Source organism: Euzebya rosea (genome assembly GCF_003073135.1).
Lineage (GTDB): Bacteria > Actinomycetota > Nitriliruptoria > Euzebyales > Euzebyaceae > Euzebya > Euzebya rosea.
Window position 1 is genome coordinate 402,247 of the sequence record NZ_PGDQ01000003.1, and the last position, 20,256, is coordinate 422,502.

Annotated in this window: 16 protein-coding genes and 1 tRNA gene; 7 read left to right on the forward strand and 10 right to left on the reverse strand. The window is 71.1% G+C overall.

Annotation, left to right across the window (positions count from 1 at the left end):
- The first annotated feature begins 3 nt into the window (after positions 1 to 3).
- The gene (locus CUC05_RS24460; RefSeq protein ID WP_157965211.1) at positions 4 to 261 is read left to right on the forward strand and encodes a hypothetical protein; all 258 of its coding nucleotides are present in this window, start codon (positions 4 to 6) and stop codon (positions 259 to 261) included.
- Positions 262 to 321: 60 nt separating this feature from the next.
- A tRNA-Cys gene (locus tag CUC05_RS04825) sits at positions 322 to 395 on the forward strand.
- A 190-nt stretch (positions 396 to 585) separates the two neighbouring features.
- Here the strand turns inward: CUC05_RS04825 and CUC05_RS04830 are convergent.
- From CUC05_RS04830 to CUC05_RS24465, 4 genes are all read right to left on the reverse strand, one after another.
- Positions 586 to 999: a hypothetical protein gene (locus CUC05_RS04830; RefSeq protein WP_108664927.1), complete on the reverse strand. Its 414-nt coding sequence runs from the start codon at positions 997 to 999 to the stop codon at positions 586 to 588.
- A 29-nt stretch (positions 1,000 to 1,028) separates the two neighbouring features.
- A complete protein-coding gene (locus CUC05_RS04835) occupies positions 1,029 to 2,573 on the reverse strand; it encodes an LPXTG cell wall anchor domain-containing protein (RefSeq protein WP_108664928.1) in 1,545 nt (514 codons plus the stop codon).
- 193 nt (positions 2,574 to 2,766) lie between these two features.
- Positions 2,767 to 4,167, reverse strand: a complete 1,401-nt coding sequence (locus CUC05_RS04840; protein WP_108664929.1) for an ABC1 kinase family protein — start codon at positions 4,165 to 4,167, stop codon at positions 2,767 to 2,769.
- A 54-nt stretch (positions 4,168 to 4,221) separates the two neighbouring features.
- Entirely contained in the window at positions 4,222 to 4,650 is a 429-nt protein-coding gene (locus CUC05_RS24465) for a hypothetical protein (protein WP_157965212.1), read from the reverse strand.
- A gap of 46 nt (positions 4,651 to 4,696) precedes the next feature.
- Here CUC05_RS24465 and CUC05_RS24470 point away from each other — a divergent pair, with 46 nt between their 5' ends.
- From CUC05_RS24470 to CUC05_RS04855, 3 genes are read left to right on the forward strand one after another with little or no spacing between them, the layout of a single operon-like run.
- Entirely contained in the window at positions 4,697 to 5,452 is a 756-nt protein-coding gene (locus tag CUC05_RS24470) for a PP2C family protein-serine/threonine phosphatase (RefSeq protein WP_157965213.1), read from the forward strand.
- A gap of 3 nt (positions 5,453 to 5,455) precedes the next feature.
- A complete protein-coding gene (locus CUC05_RS04850; protein WP_108664931.1) occupies positions 5,456 to 6,211 on the forward strand; it encodes a 3'(2'),5'-bisphosphate nucleotidase CysQ in 756 nt (251 codons plus the stop codon).
- A gap of 22 nt (positions 6,212 to 6,233) precedes the next feature.
- A complete protein-coding gene (locus tag CUC05_RS04855) occupies positions 6,234 to 6,719 on the forward strand; it encodes an SRPBCC family protein (RefSeq protein WP_108664932.1) in 486 nt (161 codons plus the stop codon).
- Here the strand turns inward: CUC05_RS04855 and CUC05_RS04860 are convergent.
- The 6 genes from CUC05_RS04860 to CUC05_RS04885 form a co-directional block, all read right to left on the reverse strand.
- Complete coding sequence (locus CUC05_RS04860) at positions 6,716 to 7,405, reverse strand: DUF1269 domain-containing protein (protein WP_108664933.1); 690 nt, start codon at positions 7,403 to 7,405, stop codon at positions 6,716 to 6,718. The two genes, CUC05_RS04855 and CUC05_RS04860, sit on opposite strands and share 4 nt — an antisense overlap.
- 31 nt (positions 7,406 to 7,436) lie before the next feature.
- Positions 7,437 to 8,852, reverse strand: a complete 1,416-nt coding sequence (locus CUC05_RS04865; protein WP_108664934.1) for a choice-of-anchor B family protein — start codon at positions 8,850 to 8,852, stop codon at positions 7,437 to 7,439.
- A 115-nt stretch (positions 8,853 to 8,967) separates the two neighbouring features.
- On the reverse strand, positions 8,968 to 10,404 hold the full coding sequence (locus CUC05_RS04870) for a choice-of-anchor B family protein (RefSeq protein WP_108664935.1): 1,437 nt from the start codon (positions 10,402 to 10,404) through the stop codon (positions 8,968 to 8,970).
- A 148-nt stretch (positions 10,405 to 10,552) separates the two neighbouring features.
- Positions 10,553 to 12,508, reverse strand: coding sequence for an acetoacetate--CoA ligase (locus tag CUC05_RS04875; protein ID WP_108664936.1), 1,956 nt, complete (start codon positions 12,506 to 12,508; stop codon positions 10,553 to 10,555).
- Between the two features lie 37 nt (positions 12,509 to 12,545).
- The gene (locus tag CUC05_RS04880; RefSeq protein ID WP_108664937.1) at positions 12,546 to 14,003 is read right to left on the reverse strand and encodes a septal ring lytic transglycosylase RlpA family protein; all 1,458 of its coding nucleotides are present in this window, start codon (positions 14,001 to 14,003) and stop codon (positions 12,546 to 12,548) included.
- A gap of 332 nt (positions 14,004 to 14,335) precedes the next feature.
- The gene (locus CUC05_RS04885; RefSeq protein WP_108664938.1) at positions 14,336 to 14,728 is read right to left on the reverse strand and encodes a universal stress protein; all 393 of its coding nucleotides are present in this window, start codon (positions 14,726 to 14,728) and stop codon (positions 14,336 to 14,338) included.
- A 194-nt stretch (positions 14,729 to 14,922) separates the two neighbouring features.
- Here CUC05_RS04885 and CUC05_RS04890 point away from each other — a divergent pair, with 194 nt between their 5' ends.
- A complete protein-coding gene (locus CUC05_RS04890) occupies positions 14,923 to 15,303 on the forward strand; it encodes an ACT domain-containing protein (protein ID WP_108664939.1) in 381 nt (126 codons plus the stop codon).
- A 91-nt stretch (positions 15,304 to 15,394) separates the two neighbouring features.
- Positions 15,395 to 20,170, forward strand: a complete 4,776-nt coding sequence (locus tag CUC05_RS04895) for an NAD-glutamate dehydrogenase (RefSeq protein WP_108664940.1) — start codon at positions 15,395 to 15,397, stop codon at positions 20,168 to 20,170.
- Positions 20,171 to 20,256 lie beyond the last annotated feature (86 nt).

Consider the following 20,256-nt stretch of genomic DNA (forward strand, 5'->3'; position numbering starts at 1 on the left):
GCGATGGACACCTCCACCGCGCTGCTGACCGCCGGGTACGTGGCGGCCGTGCCGACGACCGCTGGCCTGCTGCGGATCGCCTGGCGTCGCAACCTTCCGCTGTTCCTCCTCCTCGAGGCAGGGGTGGTGGCGATCGTGGCCGGCTGGGCCATCAAGGGTCAGCGCATGCCAGCCTGGATGAACGCCGGGTTCGGCCTCGGGTTCCTGGCGACGTGGGTCGCGGTCGGTCGTGTACGCCGTCGACGGGAGGCTGCTGGCTGATCGGACGTCATGGGTGTTTGAAGCGCACCCGGCGTCGTGTCACACTTCCCCGTCCATCACGGCCCGATGGCCAAGTGGTAAGGCATGCGACTGCAACTCGCTTATCGCCGGTTCGATTCCGGCTCGGGCCTCCATCGAAACCCCCGCCCCGGCGGGGGTTTCGCCGTTCCGGCCCCGTCGACCCGTGTCGGGGGATCGCGACGGGCGGCCCTGAATCCGACACGCGTCACTGCCTCGCGCCGGCGCCGGAGACGGCTCAGCCATGGCGACGGCCACGACGTCGGCCCCGGCGACCGGCACGACCGGACTGCCGGGCACCAGGGGTCAGTCGTCGACGCGGACGGGGACCTCGTCGATGTCGACGTAGAGGTCGCCGTGGCCGAGGGCATCGCGCACGGCACGGAGGCGCTCGAGGTCGTCGTCGTGGGCGATCACGATCCAGTCCTCACCGACGATCCACGGGCCGCCCGGCCCGCGTGTCGTCCGCAGGGCCGCCGCCGGGTCGTCGGTCAGGCCCACGGTCAGGTCAGCCCCCCGCGGTGGTTGGCCGGGCGAACCGTCCACCGCGCAGGTCACGATCCGCGGGCCCACCTCCACCCTGTTCGTGCACGTCACCGCCCCACGGGCCTCCAGGTCGTCGAGGAGGGCGTCCGGGGACTCGGGTGACCACGGGCCCCCGCACGCCACCACGAGGCCCACACACGCGACGACGACGGCCCGTCGGGCCGTCGTCGTCATCGTTTCGCGGTGTGGCGTCGCTGGCGCGGTCAGCCCCGTCGGCGACGGAGGCCGAACAGCGCGGTGCCACCGATGCCCATGAGCATCAGGGCCGGCACGAGGAAGCTGGTGCCACCGCCCGTGGAGGGCAGTCCGGTCTGCGGGGTCGGGGTGGGGGTGGGGGTCGGCGGGGTCACCTGGGTGAACCCGGCAGCCGCACCGGCCTCGGAACGGGCCAGCGAGACCTCGACCTGGCCCTGCCCGTCAGCGCGGAGCAGGGAGATGTCGGCACCGGCGGCCAGAACGCCGACACCGAGGTTGTCCTCGCTGAAGGTCTGGCTGGTGCCGCCCAGGGTGATGCAGGTCTCGAGGGGAGTGTCCTCGAGGATGCAGGTGGTCTCCGTGCCGGTCTCCAGGTTGATCACGAAGCCGCCGGAGTCCTCGTCGGCCTGCATGTACATCGACCGGGGGAGGATGTCGTCGATCGGCGTACCCGTCGGACCGCCCTCCTCGGAGGTGGTGGCCGTCGGGGTCGCGGTGGGCTCCTCGGAGCCGCCGCCGCCCAGCAGGCCGGTGATGGGCTCGGGCAGAAGGTCGGTGATCTCCTCCGGCAGGAGGTCCAGGAGGTCCTCCAGCGGCAGGCCCTCGGCCTCGCCCGGGTCGATGTCCGGCAGCGCGTCGAGGATGCCGGGCAGCAGGGTGATCTTGGCGATCGACGCCGATGCGTCGGCGGTCGCCGGGTTGGTCCCGTCAGCCGATGCGGTGGCCGTGGAGCGACCGACCTCGATGACCGCGAGGCCCTCGGGCAGCAGCGGGGTGGACTCCGGCGTCGGCAGGAGGACGATGATCGCACCCTCGGTGGCCGCGGTGGAGCTGACCGTGCCGTCGTCGAAGGTCGAGTTGGAGGTCGACTGCCCGCCCTGTATGCGCAGCAGCGGGCCGGCCGCCAGGTCGTCCAGCAGCGTGGTCAGCTGGTCGGTGACGCCGCCGATGATGCCGGTCGGGTCGCCGTCGGCGAGGGGCTGCAGGGCGTCGGCGATCTGGCCGAGGCCGTCGTTGAGGCCCCCGGTCAGCTCGGCCGGGAGCTGGCTGACCACGGACTGGGTCAGGGTGACGTCGACGGTCAGGCCGTTGGCGGTGCCGTCGGCCGTCGGACCGCTGGTGGTCGTGGCCGTGGCCGCACCGATCACGCCGTCCAGGGCGCCGGCGAAGGCGTCGAGGTTGGCGATCTCCACCGACGCGGTGGGCTCGCCACCGGGGGTGGTCGACGTTGCGGTCTCACCGAAGGGCTCCGCTGCACCGGCAGCGGTGGCGCAGGCCAGCCCGGTGCAGGTGTCGGTGGTGTCGGACGCCACGTTGGTGGTCGTCACGCCCGCGCGCAGGCCCTGCCCGGCGATGGTCACGGCGAGGCCGCGGGTCGAGGTGCGACCGGCGTAGATCTGCTGGGGCGTCGTGGAGGTCGTGGCCGCGGTCGTTGCCGTTGGTGTCGGCGTCGGGGTGGGGGTCGGGGTCGACCCGACCGGAAGCTGGGCTCCGCCTGGAACGGCGGGGACCAGCAGCGCCACTGCCAGCGCTGTGAACAAGAACTTCTTCATCGAATCGGCGGACCTTCCGGGGCTCGTCGGAGTCGCATTGTGTGCAGCCTGCGGAGGGGAACTCAACACCGCAAGAGGGCGTGCGACCCCTGATCGGCCTGAGGATACCCTGCGCCGACCCGGAATCGTGCGTGTTCTCGTGGGCGAGTCGGACACCCCTCACGCCGAAAATCGCCCTCGAGGTGGGCAGGAATCATGCGAGGTACGGCGACGCGTCGATGAACGGCCGTTCCTCCTCGCCCATCGGTGTCGCCGGCGGCGCGCCGAACCAGAACTCCTCGGAGATCGATCGCCACCGGTTCCTCGCCCCCAGCATGGCCAGGATGGAGTTCACGCCCCACTGGATCCGGTTGAGCACCAGGTAGTCCGGCGGCAGGTTCAGCTTGCGGATCATGTCGAGGTACCCGCCGCGGGGGTCCGACGTCGCGGTGATGACCTCTCGGGCGAACTCGGCGGTGTAGGTGAACGGGTCGTGGTCGATGATCGGGCGGTTGAACAGGCGGAACCACTCCATCAGCCGTTCGGGGTCCGGCCGGCTGCCGGGGAAGAAGCCGGCCTCGTCGAAGACGTCCATCAGCGCGGCGGGGTCCTGCTCCCACAGCGGCGCGAGCTGACGGCGGATCAACGAACGGGTCTCGGAGCTGAACGCCTTGACCGCTCCGAAGTCCACGAACACCACCGTGCCGTCACCCGGGAACAGGTAGTTGCCCGGGTGGGGGTCGCCGTTGAACAGGCGGAAGCGGTGCAGCGACCCGAAGGAGAACCGGTAGATGGCCTCGGCGTAGCGCTGCCTGTCCTCCTCGGTCGCGGTCTGGAGCATCGTCTCGAACGACGCGCCGCGGACGTAGTCGGCGACGAGGACGCGGGGGCGGCACCAGTCGGCGTGCACCGCGGGGATGCGGACGAACGGATGGCCGTCGTATCGCTGGGCGAACGCGTGCTGGTACTGGGCCTCCCGCTGGTAGTCCAGCTCGTCGCGCATCCGGTCGCGCAGCTCCGTCATCAACGGCTTGACCTGCAGGTTGGGGCTGACGACCTTGACGAGGGGGGCCAGCACCTCGGCGTTGTCCAGGTCGTGCTCGATGGCCTCGGCGATCCCCGGGTACTGGACCTTGGTGATCACCTCGGTGCCGTCGGGCAGGGTCGCCCGGTGGACCTGGCCGATGGACGCGCTGGCGATCGGCTCGGGGGCCCAGCTGGCGAAGACCGCCTCCGGCGGGGCGCCGTACTGCTCCTCGATGACCTCCGCGATCACGGCCGTGTCCATGGCGGGGGCGGCCGCCTGGAGCGCAGCGAGCTGGTCGCGGTAGGTGTCGCGCACCTCCTCGGGCAGGTCGACGTCGACGAAGGAGGCGATCTGCCCCATCTTCATGGCCAGCCCCTTCATCGAGCCGAGCAGCTCGGCGGCCTGCTGGGCGGTGCGGCCGTGGAAAGCGTCGGCAGCATCGTCGTTGCCGGCCATCTGTCGCAGGCGCGCGGCCACCATGCCGACGCCGGCGTTGGCGGAGAACTTCGCCAGGTCTCCCGCACGGCTTGCCCGGCTGCCAAGGGCAGGGGAGGGGGCCTTCGGGTCGTCGTCGGGGGAACGTGCCATGTCGCGAGTCTGCCCCGCTCGGCCCCGTCCACCCGAACCGAGCCGAGGGCGTCGTCAGCGAAGCTGCCGTTCGGGTCGCAGGATCCCGCCGTCGCCGAGCAGCACGTCCACGAGCTCCTGCCCGACCCCCAGCCACCACGCCGCTGCGAGGCCGACGAGGATCACGATGCCGACCACCAGGCGGGGCCCGCTGACGAGGTCGACGCGGCTGCCGCGCGACCCGCCGAGGAGCGGCCAGACGAGCCAGCCCGGCGACGTGGCCCCGATCCCGACCATGCCGGCGCTCCACGCCACCCCGAGCGACAGCTGGCCGAGCACCACGAGCCCGGCGGCCAGCTGCCCCACGACGATCACCCCTCGGGCGAGCTGGCCGATGGCCACGACCCCCGTGGCGACCTGCCCGATCGCGATGACGCCGACGGCATGCTGGCCGATGGCGACGAACCCCTCTGCCTCGACGCCGACGTCCAGCCACTTGATCATGGCGGCATTCTTCCACCTCTCGCGGCGGCAACTACCCTTCGGGGCCATGGACGCCATCCTGCTGGGCCGCGACCACACCGATGTCGGTGTGGTGGAGGTCCTGACGCCGGCCGACGACGTGGCGATCGGGATCACCCGCGGTCCCCACCCCAAGCGCTACGAGTACGTCGACCCCAACGAGGACGTGGTGGCCATGGTGCGCGACGCCGGGGTGACGGCGTTCGTCGTCGCCGACGGCCACAACGGCCACGAGGGCAGCCATGCGCTCGTGGACGGGCTGCTCCGCGCGCTGCCCGACCCGCTGCCCCCACGCCTGGACAGGCGTCCTGCGGTCATGGCGTTCCACGCAGCCAACGAACACATGCGGGCCGTCCGACGCCAGCTGACCGGTGCCAACCGCGGCACACGGTCCACGATGGTGCTGGCGCTGATCGCCGCCGGGGACGACGGCGCTGCGACGGTGGAGGCCACCGGGGTCGGGGACTCCGCCGTCATCGTCGTCCGGGACGGCGTGGCCACCCAGGTCACACGCGACCGCCACCGCTTCCTCGGCGACCGGCTGAGCGCCCCGGAGGTCGCGGGCTCCGTCGACCACTCCGTCACCGAGCTCGTCGACGGCGACCTCGTCGTCGTGGCGAGCGACGGCCTGACCAACTTCGCCACGCTCGACGCCATCGGCCCGACGGTGGCCGGCCTCGCACCCGAGGCGGCCGTGCGTGCGCTCGTCGACCTTGCGGGGGAGGGGGGTGCGGGGGACAACATCGCGCTCGCCGTCCTCGCCCACACCGCTCGAGGACACTGACCGATGGCCACCCCGACCGACCACGCCCAGGCGCGGCGCATCGCCACCGACGCCGGCGAGCTGCTGGTGCGCATGCGCGACGCCCATCCCGACCCGGTGTCGCGACGACAGGCCCTGAAGGACGCCGGTGACGCCGGATCGCAGGCCTTCATCGCGGCCCAGCTGCGCGACTGCTTCCCCGACGACGCCGTGCTGAGCGAGGAGGCCGTCGACACCGACGTCCGGCTGTCGGCGGACCGGGTGTGGATCATCGATCCCGTCGACGGCACGCGTGAGTTCGGCGAACCACCGCGCGACGACTGGGCGGTGCACGTCGCGCTCTGGGAACGCGGACAGGAGCTGACCGCCGGTGCGGTCGCCCTGCCCGCCATGGGGCTGACCCTCGGCACGGACGATCCGCCGGTGCTGCCCGCGGCGGTGGACGGCCCGCCGCGCATCGTGGTCAGCCGCACCCGCCCGCCCGTGCAGGCCGAGCAGGTCCGCGCTGCGCTCGAGGGCGAGCTGCTGCCGATGGGCAGCGCCGGGGCCAAGGCGATGGCCGTCGTCCGCGGCGTCGCCGACGCCTACGTGCACGCCGGCGGGCAGTACGAGTGGGACAGCGCCGCGCCGGCCGTCGTGGCCCTGGCGGCCGGATTGCACGTCTCGCGCCTCGACGGCAGCCCGATGGCCTACAACCGGGCCGATCCCTACCTTCCCGACCTGATCATCTGCCGCCCGGAGCTGGCCCAGCGGGCGCTGGACGCGCTCGCCGGCTCGTGACCCCCCGACTGGAGCCACAGCCGTGCGCGAGGTGAGCAGGAACGGGCACGTCGACGCGACCCCCGAGGCCATCTGGCCCGACCTCGTCGACGGCCAGCGGTTCGCGGAGTGGTACGCCTTCTGTGACGAGGTGGAGGAGCCCGCACCCGGTACCCGGGTCCTGCTGGGATCCTGGGGGTCCCAGCGGTCGGCGGTGACCACCGAGATCGTGGCGGCCGAGCAGCCGACCAGGTTCGCGTGGCGCCACGTCGCGGAGGAGCTCGACGGGCGTCCGGCACCGTCCGTGGCCATCGAGACCACCGTCGAGGTCGTCCTCGAGCCGTCGGCCGACGGCGGGACCGACGTCACCATCACCTCGCGGCAGCGACCGAGGGGGGCGGTGCAGGCCATCGCGCTGAAGCTGCTGGCCCGCCGACAGCTCGGCGGGATGCTCGACCAGTCCCTCGACATGCTGGCGGCCCGCCACGACGGACGGGCCACCCCCTCCGACGGGGACGCCGAGGGCTAGAAGCCCTCGTCCACGATCCCCGACGCAAGGGACTCGGTCACCGACGCACGGTCCGCCGCACCCAGCGTGGAGTAGAACAGCGTCGCCGGGAAGCGTCGCAGCTCGGCCAGCGCGTGGTAGCGGTGGGCGTCGTCGACCAGCATGAACAGGGCGACCTCGCCCTCCGGCAGCTCGTCGCCGAGCTCCTTCATCCGCTTGTCGGAGATGCCGATGTCGCGCAGCTTGGCCCACAGGCCACCGACGGCTGCCCCGAGGGCACCGCCGATCAGCACACCACCGGGCACGAACAGGCCAGCCAGCACGCCGAGCCACAGGCCGCTGGAGGCACCCTGGATCGTGTCCAGGTCCTTGGTCTGCTGGATGCGGACCCTGCCGCCGAACTCCTTGGCGACGATGGCGGCGTCCTGCAGGCCGAGCCGTCCCTTGGTGCGCAGCCGGATGGCGGCCAGCAGGGCCTCTTGCGCCATCAGCGGGTCGCGGAACCGGAGGGCGACCACGCAGCCGTTGCCGGAGGCGATGTCGTCGGCGCGGTTCTCGTCGACCTCGGCGGGGGACAGGGTCGCCGGGCCGTCGGCCAGTCCGGCCGACGGCGTGGCCGCGGTGGGGGAGCCGTCGGGGTCGACGGTGGCAGGGGCGCTGCCACCGGCAGCGCCCGCGGGGATGTTCTCGGTGGGGTCGTAGCTCATCGCTGCGGACCCTACCCCTGCCCAGGTGTGGCTACTCGATGGTGGAGGTCACGGCATCGTCAAGCTTCAGGAAGAAGATCCCCTCGCCGATGCCGGAGACGACGATGACGCCGGAGTCGAAGTACGGGTAGTTGGACCACGTGCCGTTGAACGTGGCGGTGTCGGAGGCCGGGTAGGTGTCGAAGAACGCGACCTCGTCCCACACGGGGGTGGCGGCGTCCAGCCCGCCCATGTCGATCACCCGCAGGCCGGCGGTGTAGTTGGACTGGAAGGCCAGGCCCTCGTGGGTGTAGTTGTTGTGGTCGATGGCCGGGGTCGCGGGGTTGCCGTCGGTGCCGTCGCGCATCGCCGTGTGGTGCAGGACGGGGTCGTCGAGGTCCGTGGCGTCGATGACGAGGGTGCGGGTGTGGGTGACGGCGCCCGCGCGCATCTCGTCGAGCTCGTCGTTCATCAGGACGTAGCGGAAGTCCTCGGTGAACCACCCCTGGTGGGTGTACTGGGTGTCGTCGTAGCGCAGCCGCCCGATCGGGTGCGGGTTGGCCTTGTCGGTCACGTCGACGAAGGACATGTACTCCTCGGAGAACGTCGCGCAGATCTCGTGGCCGGTCCAGGCGGTGTCGGGGCCGGCGTAGGTGACGCATTGGGCGTCGTGGATGTACTCGTCGCCCTCGTAGCACCCGGCGTCGACGGGGTTCAGGGGGTCGGCCATGTCGAGCATGAACAGGCCGCCGTCGCACTCCGAGCGGATGCCGAGGCTGCCGATCGGGGTCCGCAGCTTCAGCCCGCCGCCGACGATGTAGGCGAAGTCGGTGTCGTCGTTGGTGACGACGTTGTGCTGGCTGCCGGAGCCGGTGAAGATCGCGTCGGGCAGCAGGGGGGTGCCGGCCGGGACGGCGGGGGCATCGACCAGCGCGGTCAGGTCGACGACCTGCATGCCGTGGTTGGGCGCGGACTCCGAGACGATCAGCGCGTGGTCGTTGACGGTCTTGATGTCGTGCCAGATCGCGTGCTGGGCGGCGGTGTTGGCGACGCTGCCGAGGTACTCGGCGTCGGTCCCGTCGTTGACGCGGAAGAACGCCGTGCCGTTCGCGTGCCCGATCATGGCGATCTCGGTCCCGGTCTCGGCGTCGGTCCAGCCCCACACGTCGGAGTTGCCGGAGAACACCTGACCGGAGGGGTCCATGGACAGGACGCCACCGAAGTCCGCCGACGGCCAGAACGCCAGCAGGTCGACGTTGTCGCACGCGAAGGCGTCAGCGGTGCCGCCGTCACAGGGCACGTCGGTCGTGACCTCCGTGGGGATCTCGGCGGTCGCGGCGTAGGCAGGCTTGTGGACGTGGGCGCGTTGTTCGGCCAGCAGCTGGTCGAGCAGGGCCAGGGGGTTCGCGGCGGCGATCCCGAGGATGGCGACGAGGGCGATCAGGACGGATGACGTTCGACGGGTCATGTCCGGCCGGTTCGACGGACGACTGCAGGATTCCTGCCCGGCGCGGGAACTTCTGGTCCGGACACGACGACGCCCCCGCCTGGCGCCGGGGGCGTCGTCTGGATCGCTGGGTGCGCTACTGGCCGGAGGCCACGCCGTCCTGCAGCTTCAGGAAGAAGATGCCCTCGCCGATGCCCGACACCACGATCGTGCCGGACTCGAAGTAGGGGTAGTTGGACCAGGTGCCGTTGAACTCCGTACCGGGGTTGGCGTCGTCGGCCGGGTAGGTGTCGAAGAAGGCAACCTCGTTCCAGTCGGGCTTGCCGTCGTCGTTGGCGTCCTCGTCCAGGCCAGCGGTGTCGATGACCCGCAGGCCGGACTCGTAGTTGGACTGGTAGACGAGGCCCTCGTGGGTATAGAGGTTGTGGTCGATGGAGACCGTGGCCGGGTTGCCGTCGGACCCGTCGCGCTGGAACTCGGTGACGACCTGGATGTTGTCGAGGTCGGCGGTGTCGACCAGGAGGGTGCGCGTGTGGGTGACGGACGCGAGCTCCTGCTCGTCGAGCTCGTCGTTGGCGAGGATGTAGCGGAAGTCCTCGGTGAACCAGCCCTGGTGGGTGTAGGCGTCGTTGTACTCGGCGTCGGACAGCTTGATCGGGTTGGCCGGGTCGGTCACGTCGACGATGGAGATGATGTCCTCGGCGAAGTTGGCGCAGATGTGCTTGCCGCCGTGCTCATCGGAGTCGGGTGCGCCGGTCTCGGGGTAGGTCAGGCACTGCGCGTCGTGGATGTAGGCGTCACCGGCGTAGCACCCGGCGGGCAGCGGCAGGAGGGGGTTGGAGAAGTCGACCATGTTCAGGCCGGAGCTGCACTCGTCGCCCACGACGATGCCGGTGTTGCCGCCGACGATGTAGGCCATCTTGGCGTCCTCGTTGACCACGATGTTGTGCTGGGCGTTGCTCAGCGCGTAGAAGCTGGTCAGCGGCAGCGGCGAGGGGGCAACGATCGCGTCGGGGATGTCACGCAGCATGGTCATGTCGAAGACCTGGATGCCGTGCGGGTTGGACTCCGAGACGATCAGTGCGTAGTTGTCGATGACCTTGATGTCGTGCCAGATCAGCTGGGCCGCGGCGGTGTTGGGCACCGAGCCGAGGTACACCGGGTCGAGGGGGTCGGTCACGCGGATGAAGGCGGTGCCCTGGGTGTGGCCGATGATGGCGATCTCGTCGCCGGTCTCGGGATCGGTCCAACCCCACACGTCGGAGTTGCCGGAGATCAGCCCGAGCACGTCGGCGCTGGCCACGGCGTCACCGATGACCCCGCCGAACTCGCTGGAGGGCATGAACGACAGCAGGTCGATGCCGTCGCAGGCGAACTCGCCGGCCATCCCGTTCACACACGGGATGTCACTCACCGTCTCGGTGGGGATCTCCGCGGAGGCGGCGTAGCCCAGCTTGTGGCCGTGGGCGCGCGCCTCGGCGGTCCAGGCATCGATGTACTGCAGCGGGTTGATGGCGGCGATGCTCAGCAACGCGACGAGCGCGAGCAGGGCAGTGGACGTGCGACGGGTCATGATGCGAGAAGCTCCTCGAGTACGGCGGCTCGGACGGACGGGCGCTGGACAACAGGCCCTTCCTGTCCAAGTTCTGGACTCGACGCCGGATTCCTTCCCGAATACCGGAACTTCTCCCGTTCGTCCGACGACGCGGCCGGACGCGACGTCAGTCGAAGAGGTGCCGGAAGGCCTCGAGTGCCTCCGGGTTGGCCATCGCGTCGGTGTTGTCGACCCGGTCGCCCTCGATGACCCGTCGCACCGCCTTCTCCACCTTCTTGCCGCTGATCGTGTACGGGATGTCGGGCACGGCGAAGACGTGGGCGGGGACGTGCCGTGGGGTCGCCGTGGTGCGGATCGTCCGTCGGATGCGGCCGATCAGCTCCTCGTCCAGCGTCACCCCGTCGGCAAGGACGACGCACAGGATGACCTCGACGTCCCCGTCGTGGGTCCGGCCGACGACGATGGCGTCGACGACCTCGCCCATCGGGTCGATCGCCCGGTAGATCTCCGCGGTTCCGATCCGCACGCCACCGGGGTTCAGCGTCGTGTCGGACCGGCCGTGGATGACCACGCCACCCTCGGGACGCAGCTCGATGAAGTCGCCGTGGGTCCACACCCCCGGATGTTCGGCGAAGTAGGCCTCGCGGTAACGGGTGCCGTCGGGGTCGTTCCAGAAGCCGACCGGCATCGACGGGAACGGCAGCGTGCAGACGAGCTCCCCCTTCTCTCCCGGTGGCAGCGGCCTGCCATGATCGTCCCAGGCCTCGACCTTCATGCCCAGGGCCAGGCCCTGCAGCTCCCCGCGGCGCACCGGCTTGGTCGGGACGCCGCCGGCGAAGCAGCCGATGATGTCGGTGCCGCCGCTGACGGACGCGAGCGTCACGTCGTCGGACACGTTGGCGTAGACCCAGTCGAACTGCTCGGGGTTCAGCGGGGCACCTGTCGACAGGACCGCCTGGAGGGCCGACAGGTCGGCCTGCTGCCCGGGGACCAGGCCCAGGCTCGCGTTGGCCGCCAGGAACTTCGGACTGGTCCCGAAATGGGTGACGCCCTCCTCCGCGGCAAGCCGCCACAGCATGCCGGCATCGGGGTGGGTGGGGCTGCCGTCGTACAGCACGATCGTGGCCTCGCTCGCCAGGGCGGAGACCAGCCAGTTCCACATCATCCACCCACACGTGGTGAACCACATCAGCGTGTCACCGGGGTGCAGGTCGGTGGCCAGCTGGTGCTCGACGAGGTGCTTCACGAGGGTCCCGCCGTGGCCGTGCACGATCGACTTGGGAATCCCGGTGGTGCCGGAGGAGTACATGACGAACAGCGGATGGTCGGCCGGGACCTGCGCGAACTCCGGCTCGTCGGGGCCGTCGGCGAGCAGGTCGTCCCAGCCGTGCACCGCCGGGCCGTCGACGGCCAGCCCGACGCCGGCGAAGTCGATGACGACGAGGTGGGCCAGACCGGGCAGGGCCGCCACGACGTCGGCGACCTTGTCCTGGAGGCCGTGGGTGCGCCCGCCGTAGCGGTACCCATCGGCGACGACGAGCACGGACGGCTCGACCTGCGCGAACCGGTCGACGACCCCCTGCGCGCCGAAGTCCGGGGACGTCGAGGACCAGATGGCCCCCAGCGCCGTCGTGGCCAGCATGGCCACGAGCGACTCCACGGTGTTCGGCACGAAGCCGCAGACCCGGTCGCCACTGCCGACGCCCATCGCCACCAGCGACGCCTGCACCCGGGCGACGTCGCGCCGGAGATCGCCGACGGTGAACCGGCGGGTCTCGCGACCCTCGGCAGCCGACACGACGGCCAGCCGGTCGGGGTCGCCGCGCAGCAGGTTCTCGGCGTAGTTCAGCCGCGCACCCTCGAACCAGGTCGTGCCCGGCATCGCCGGGTCGCCCATGATCGTCGTCGGCTGCTCGCTGGCGATCACCCCGCACCAGCGCCACACGTGCGCCCAGAAGCCGGGCAGGTCATCGACCGACCAGCGCCACAGGGCCTGGTCGTCGACGGTGCCGTTGGCCCCCCGTGGCAGGTCCACGGGCGCGTCGTCGGCGAAGGCGGTCAGGTTGGCGCGGTCGATCCGGTCGGTCGACGGCGTCCACAGGACGTCGGGGGAGTGGCTCATCGAGCGATGAGCCTAACGGCCCGCCGCTGGTCGGGCCCTACCCGTAGGAGAGGACCTCGACGCGCACGGGGACGACGCCGTCGTCCATCATCTGCAGCTCCTGCGCCGCACCGTAGGAGACGTCCAGGACACGGTCGTCGGCGTAGGGTCCACGGTCGTTGATCCGCAGGTCGACCTGGTGGCCGTTGTTGAGGTTCGTGACACGGATGATCGTGTCGAACGGCAGCGTCCGGTGCGCGGCGGTCATGCCGTACATGTCGAACGTCTCGCCGTTGGCGGTCGGGTTGCCGTTCAGCCCGGGGCCGTAGTAGGACGCGTCACCCTCGAAGGTGTCGGGGTCGTCCTGCTCCTGGTCCTGGTCGCGGGCCGGGGCAGGAGCCGGAGCCGGTGCGGGCTGCTCGGCAGGCGGCGCAGAGGCGGGCTCGGCCTCGGGCTCGTCGCTGCCGGGCTGCGTGGGGGAGGGCTGGCCCTGCAGCGCGGCGTCGAGCTGGGCGAGGACGTACTCGTCAGCAGCCGCGGGGCCACCGACGACGACACCCATGGAGAACCGGTCGGCGTGGTCGCGGAGGAACCGCTCGCTGGTGCCGGGCAGCTTCTCGGTCGGCGGGACCAGCAGCAGGGGGGCGCCCAGGCTGGCGGCCAGCGACCCGGCCGACAGGGCGTCGGGGAACGCCCGACCGGAGGCGAAGACCGCCGGCTGCTCGGTGGAGTCGAAGCGGGCCAGCGCGTCGCTGGCCAGGGCAACGGAGGTCTCGTAGCGGTTGTCACCCGTCACGCGGCGGGTCGCGTAGCCCAGCATGTTGAGGTGCGACTCGACGCCGTCATCGATGACGCTGTCGTCGCCGAGGATGATCACGTCGGTGGCGCCGATGATCCGCAGCGCGTCCTCGGTTTCCTCCGGGAGTGCATCGGGGCGAGTGAGCACCGTCGGGATCCGGTCGGGCGTGGCGGCCAGCGCGCCCGAGGCGACGGCGTCGGGCCAGGCCCGGTCGGGGTCGTCGTGCTCACCGAGGGCCAGCACGACCTCGCCGGTGGCGGAGGCCCCGGCAGCACGGACGATCTCGCGGGCGGTGCCGTAGCGGCTCGTGCCGGCCAGGCGGCGGGTTCGCAGGCCCATGTCGGTGAGGGTCTGCTCGACCTCGGCGGAGATCGCGCCCTCACCGCCCAGGATCCACACGGTCGTGACCCCGAGGCGCGCCAGCTCGTCGGCGACGATGGCCGGCAGCTCGTCACGACCCGTCAGCAGGACGGGTGCGTCCATGCGATGGGCCAGGGCGCCAGCGGTGAGGGCGTCGGGAAAGGCGAAGGCGGTTGCCAGGAGCGCATCGTTGGCGGAAACCCGGAAGTTCTCGCTGGCCTCGACGGCCGTGGAGATGCGGTCGGGCCCGAAGGAGCGCCTGACGACGCTGTCGGCGTGGGCGGGAAGCGCCAGCACGGACAGCAGCAACGTGGCTGCGAGCGAGGCGCGCAGGAACGTCGTGAAGTGACGAAGCATGTGTGGGGGGTGGGGGTCGGGGCGCCACCGACTTGGGGGGAAGTACGGCGACGGGTTCCGGCTCGGTGGCCGGGGCCCGTGGGGCCAGACCGCATGGCGTGCGGCCCTCCACGGGACAGGAGACCCGAGGATGCCGGTCCCCGTGCGGTCGAACCAGCCGCCCCACCCGCCCCGATGGTCGGTGTACTCATGGCCAGTGCGGAACCCTTGACCCGGCCCCTCCAGCCGCCCACTTCCGGCTCACGCGTCCGCAGCTCCCGCGGCCGCGGCCATCATGTCCCGCCTGTCGGGGCCCCAAACGTCCCGACAGGCAGGTGCGTCGATCGGCGCGGTCAGGGCTTGACGGCCAGCACCGGGCAGTCGGCGCCCAGCAGGATGTCCTGGGCGTTGGATCCGAGGACCAGCTTGCCCACGGGCGAGCGGCGGCGGATGCCGATGACGATCAGGTCCACGTGTTCGTCGGTGGCGAACTTGAGCAGGTCGTCGCCGGGTGAGTTGCCCCGCACGAGCTCGCGGATCTCGAACGCCACACCTTCGCCACGGAGCCGGGTCTCGACCTCGTGGAGGGCCCGGGTGTACTCCGGCAGGAGGTCCTCGTCCCTGCCGCCACCGTGCAGGGAGTGCACCACGACCAACGTCGCCGACCGCAGCTTGGCCTCGGCGATCGCTGCCTCCAGGGCCGCCTCACCTTCTGGCGTGGTGATGAATCCGACGAGAACCTTCATGGGTGCAGCTCCTCCAGCGTTGGCTGATCCGGGTGATCGAGGCCGCTGACGGTATCGCGGCGTCGCCCCGCGCACCCGGCTGTTCGGCTGATCGGGCGTGGATCGTGCCGCCGTCGACGACGTCGCTGTGCCAGACTCGGGCCGCGCACGAGTCGCGGCCGAATCAGCGGTCGGGTGCGCACAGGAGGCAACCGATGCACAAGGACTTCGTTCTCATTCCCGATGACCAACCGGGTGTGCTGGCCCGCCTCGGCGAAGCCTGTGGGGCGGCGGACATCAGCATCGAGGGCATCAGCGCGTTCACGGGGCAGGGCAAGGGGGTCGTGCACGTGCTCGTCCCGGACGCCGAGCACGCGCTCAGGGTCCTCCAGGACGCCGGTCTCGACGTGCGGGCCGCCCGTGACGTCGTCGTCGTCGACATCGCCGACCGTCCCGGGGCGATGGGCGAGATCTGTCGCACGATCGCCGACGCCGGGATCAACATCGAGCAGGCCTACCTGGCCACCGGCGGGCGCATGGTGATGGTCGTCGACAAGGTCGTCGAGGCCCGCGAGCTGGTCGGCGGCACGGACTAGCAGCACGGCAACACCCCGCGTCGCCAACGACGTCGACGCGGGCCACCGCACACCCTGCACGGCCGAGGTGGCGGCCACTTGGAGGATCGCTGTGTCCGACGGACTCGATCGCCTCTACGAACGTCTTCGCAACGCGCTGCCGGAGGACCGGGCCGACCATGCCGTCGAGCTCGCCAACGCGGCCTACCGCCGGCTCCCCGCCGCCGAACGGGCTGCGCTGGACCTCGACCGCGCCGAGTCGCTGATCCTCGACGCCCTCGCGGCGTTCGAGGCCGGCGACGGCTCGTCGCCGCAGATCCGGCTGGAACCCGACGGGGCGACCACGATCGTGCACGTCCACGCCGTCGACGGCCCCTTCGTGGTGTCGACGGTCACCGAGGAGCTGCACCGGCTGGGGCTGGCGCCCATCGACCTGCTCCACCCCGTGGTCGGCGTCGCCCGTGACGGGGACGGCAACCTCAAGTCGCTCGGGCCGGCGCGGACTGCGCCGCGACGCGAGACCTACCTGGCGATGGACCTTCACCAGGCGCTCAACGAGGCGTCCCGCGAGACGGTCGCCCAGTACCTCCGGGACGTGCTCGACGACGCCCTGCACGCCATGCGGGACTTCCTGCCGATCAAGCAGCGCATCGCAGGCATCGCCATGGAGGTCGAGGTGACCGCCGGGTCGCGCTACGACGCCGCCGAGGTGACCGAGGTCGCCACGTTCCTGCGCTGGCTGCTCGACGACTACTTCGTCTTCCTCGGCTACCGCGGCTACGACATCAACGGGAGTGGAGATGACGCGACCGCCGTCGTGACCCCCGGCAGCGGCCTGGGGATCCTCCACAGCGAGGAACGGTCCCGCTACGCCGAGCCCGTCCCGCTGTCGTCGCTGTCGGAAGCGCTCCTGCACCAGGCCACCGAGGGGCCCCTGCTGCGGATCAGCCGGACCAACCGGCTGTCGACGGTCCACCGGCAGGTCCGGATGATCGACGTGTCCATCCAGAAGGTCGACCCGTCGGGACGCCTCGTCGGGGAACACCGCATCCTCGGGTTGCTCGCCCAGAAGGCGTTCGTCGAACCCGCGTCGACCATCCCGGTGCTGCGTCGCAAGCTGCGCTTGGTCCTCGAGGCCGAGGACGTCGTCGACCACAGCCACGACGAACGCGCGCTGCGGACCCTGTTCGACGCCTTCCCCAAGCAGGAGCTGTTCGAGAGCGACGTCGACGAGCTGCGCCAGACGATGGTGAAGCTGCTGGAGGTCTCCCGCCGGCAGGAGGTCCGCCTGCTGGTCCGCCAGGAGCCCGTGCGGCGGTCGGTGTCGGCGCTGGTGACGGTGCCGCGGGACCGCTTCTCCGCCGAGCTGCGCAGCCAGGTGCAGGAGCTGCTCCAGGAGCGCTCGGGCGCCACGACCGTCGACTACCAGCTGTCGATGACCGAACGCGACCAGCCGCTGCTGCACTTCACGCTGCACCTGCCCGAGGGCGTCACGTCACCCCTCGACGTCGACGCGGTCGAGCAGGAGATCCAGCGGCTGACCCGGACGTTCTCCGACGCGCTCACCGAAGCGCTCGCCGGCCGTCGGGGGATGGCGGACGCCCGGATCGCCGCCGAGCAGTGGTGCAGGGTGCTGCCGGTGGCCTACACCGAGAGCACGGCGGTGGCCACCGCGGTCACCGACATCGAGGAGCTCGAGGCGCTCGACGGCCCCGACGCCGTCCGCATGCGCCTGATCCGGCCGCCGTCGCCCAACGGGACGTCGTCTCGCGAGCGACTGCTGCGGTTCCGCCTGTACAAGGCGGGCGAGGGCGTGGAGCTCTCCGGGTTCCTCCCGCTCCTGGAGTCCCTGGGCCTGATCGTGGTGGAGGAGCAGCCCTACCGGATGGACACCTCACCGGTCTGGGGTGCCCTGCAGATGCACGACTACGGGGTCCGGACCGAGGGGCTGCCCATCGACGTCCGGTCCGACGGGCCACGCCTTGCCGATGCAGCGGTCGCCATGTGGGAGGGGCGCGCGTCCGTCGACTCGTTGAACCGGCTCGTGCTCGGGGCCGACATGTCCATCGAGCAGGTCACCGTGTTGCGTGCCTATCGCCGCTACCTGCGCCAGATCGGGACGACCTACACCGAGGCGACGACCAACGACGCCCTGATCGAGTACCCGGCCGTCGCCCGGGCCCTCATCGCCTACTTCGACGCCCGGTTCGACCCGGCGATCGAGGACGAGGAGGCGCGGCTGGTGGCCGCCGACTCGGCCCGCCACGACGTCCTCAGCGCGCTGGAGGCGGTCGAGCGGCTCGACCAGGACCGGATCCTCCGGTCGTTCCTCGGTGTCATGGACGCGACCCTGCGGACCAACCGCTGGCGTCGTCGTCCGTGGTTGTCGCTCAAGATCGACTCATCCCGGGTTCCCGGTGTGCCCAAGCCCGTGCCGTACCGCGAGATCTTCGTGTACTCCACGGAGATGGAGGGCGTGCACCTTCGCGGCGGCCCCGTCGCCCGCGGCGGGTTGCGCTGGTCCGACCGGCTGGACGACTTCCGCACCGAGGTGCTCGGCCTGATGAAGGCCCAGGTCACCAAGAACGCGGTGATCGTGCCGACGGGGTCCAAGGGCGGCTTCGTGCTGAAGCACCGGCCGGTGGACGGCGCGGAGCTGCGCGCGGAGGTCGAGGCGCAGTACCGCGTCTTCATCCGCGGCCTGCTCGACGTGACCGACAACATCGTCGACGGCGACGTCGTCCCGCCCGAGCACGTCGTCCGGGCCGACGGTGACGATCCCTACCTGGTCGTCGCGGCCGACCGTGGCACCGCCACGTTCTCCGACATCGCCAACGGCATCTCCGCGGAGTACGGCTTCTGGCTGGACGATGCCTTCGCCTCCGGCGGGTCGCAGGGCTACGACCACAAGGCCATGGGCATCACGGCCCGAGGCGCGTGGGTCGCGGTGCAGCGACACTTCCGCGAGCTGTCCATCGACGTGCAGACCGACCCGATCACCGTCGTCGGGGTCGGGGACATGTCCGGTGACGTGTTCGGCAACGGCATGCTGCGGTCCCGCGCGATCCGACTGGTCGCGGCCTTCGACCACCGCGACATCTTCATCGACCCGACGCCCGACGAGGAGACGTCGTTCGAGGAGCGTCGCCGGTTGTTCGAGCTGCCCCGTTCGTCGTGGCAGGACTACGACCAGTCGTTGTTGTCCGCCGGTGGCGGCGTCTTCTCCAGGACCGTGAAGTCCGTGCGGCTGTCGCCGGAGGCCCGGGAGGCCCTGCGCATCGACGCCGAGGAGCTGTCACCGCCCGAGCTGATCAACGCCATCCTGAAGGCACCGGTGGACCTGCTGTGGTTCGGCGGCATCGGGACCTACGTCAAGTCGCGCGAGGAGAGCAACGGCGAGGTCGGGGACCGTGCCAACGACGCCGTCCGCGTCAACGCCGACCAGGTCGGCGCCCGCGTGGTCGGGGAGGGTGGCAACCTGGCCATGACCCAGCTGGGCCGCATCGGCTACGCCCGACGTGGTGGACGCTGCAACACCGACGCCACCGACAACGCTGCGGGCGTCAACACCTCCGACCGCGAGGTCAACCTCAAGATCCTGCTGTCGCTGGCCATCAACGCCGGTGAGCTGGAGCCGGACAACCGCAACGACCTGCTGGCTCGCCTGACCGAGGACGTCGCCGACCAGGTCCTCCGCGACCAGTACCTGCAGACGTGGGCGATCAGTCAGGAGATCGGCTCGGCGCCGGGCGGCATGGGCGCCTACGAGCAGATGATGCAGTCGCTGGAGTCCCGCGGACGGCTCGACCGAGCGGTCGAGCTGCTGCCCGACACCGCCGAGGTCGAGGAGCGTCGCACGCAGGGGGCGGGGTTCACCCGTCCGGAGCTGGCGGTGCTGCTGGCCTACGCCAAGATCGACGTGACCGACCAGCTGCTGGCCGACGGCGTGGTCGACCAGCCGGCGTTCGAGCCGGTGCGGGCCAGCTACTTCCCGGGCGAGGCAGCGACACGGTTCGCCGACCTGGCACAGGAGCACCGGCTGCGTCGCGACCTGGTCGCCACCATCGTGGCCGGGGACCTCTGCAACCGGATGGGGATCACCTGGGCGACGCGCACGTCGACCGACCTCGGTGTGGACGTCTCCACCGTGGCGGGGGCCTACTGGATCGCCCGCGAGGTCATCGACGCCGACGCGTTGTGGCGAGAGGTGGAGGCGCAGGACGATCGGATCGACCCGACGCTGCAGCTGGAGCTGAAGGCGCAGGTCGACCAGCTGGTCGACGCGTTCGCCAGGTCGTTCGTGCGGCAGGGGAGGACCGGGGACATCGCCGGCGCCATCGCCGCCGACCGGCCGGCCTTCCTCGAGCTGTTCGACCTGGTCGGCACCACCCGCGCCAGCGAGCAGCACGTGGCCATCCAGCGGACGGCCACACGGTGGGTGGACCTCGGCATCGACGACGACCTGGCCGACCGGCTGGCCCGACTGTCGGCGCTGACCCTGGTGCCGGGGGTGGCGGCGACGGCCCGCACGACCGACCGCCGCCTGACCGACATCGGGGTGGTGTACCAGCTGGTGGCCGAACGGCTGCCGCTGGAGCAGATGACCCGCAGCCTGAAGGCCTACGAGCCGCACGGTCGCTGGGAACGCTGGCAGCACCGCGGGCTGGTCGACGACGTTCGCCGCCTGCACCACGCCGCCGCCCGCGAGGCGCTGGCCATGGCGGACCTCGAGACCGAACCGGCCGAGGTCGTGGACGGGTTCCTGACCTCCCGCGCCGGCACGGTCGAACGTGCCGTGGGCCTGGCCCGCCAGGTTCAGGGCCAGCCCGAGGTCGACCTCGACGCCCTGGCCGTCGCCGTCCGAGCCCTCAGCGAGATCGCCGGATGAGGACACCACTGGACCGCAATCCGGCGATTCGGGGGGTACGGGGGGTGTCCCCCCGGGCTGGTATCGCCGGCTGAGCACACGGCTGA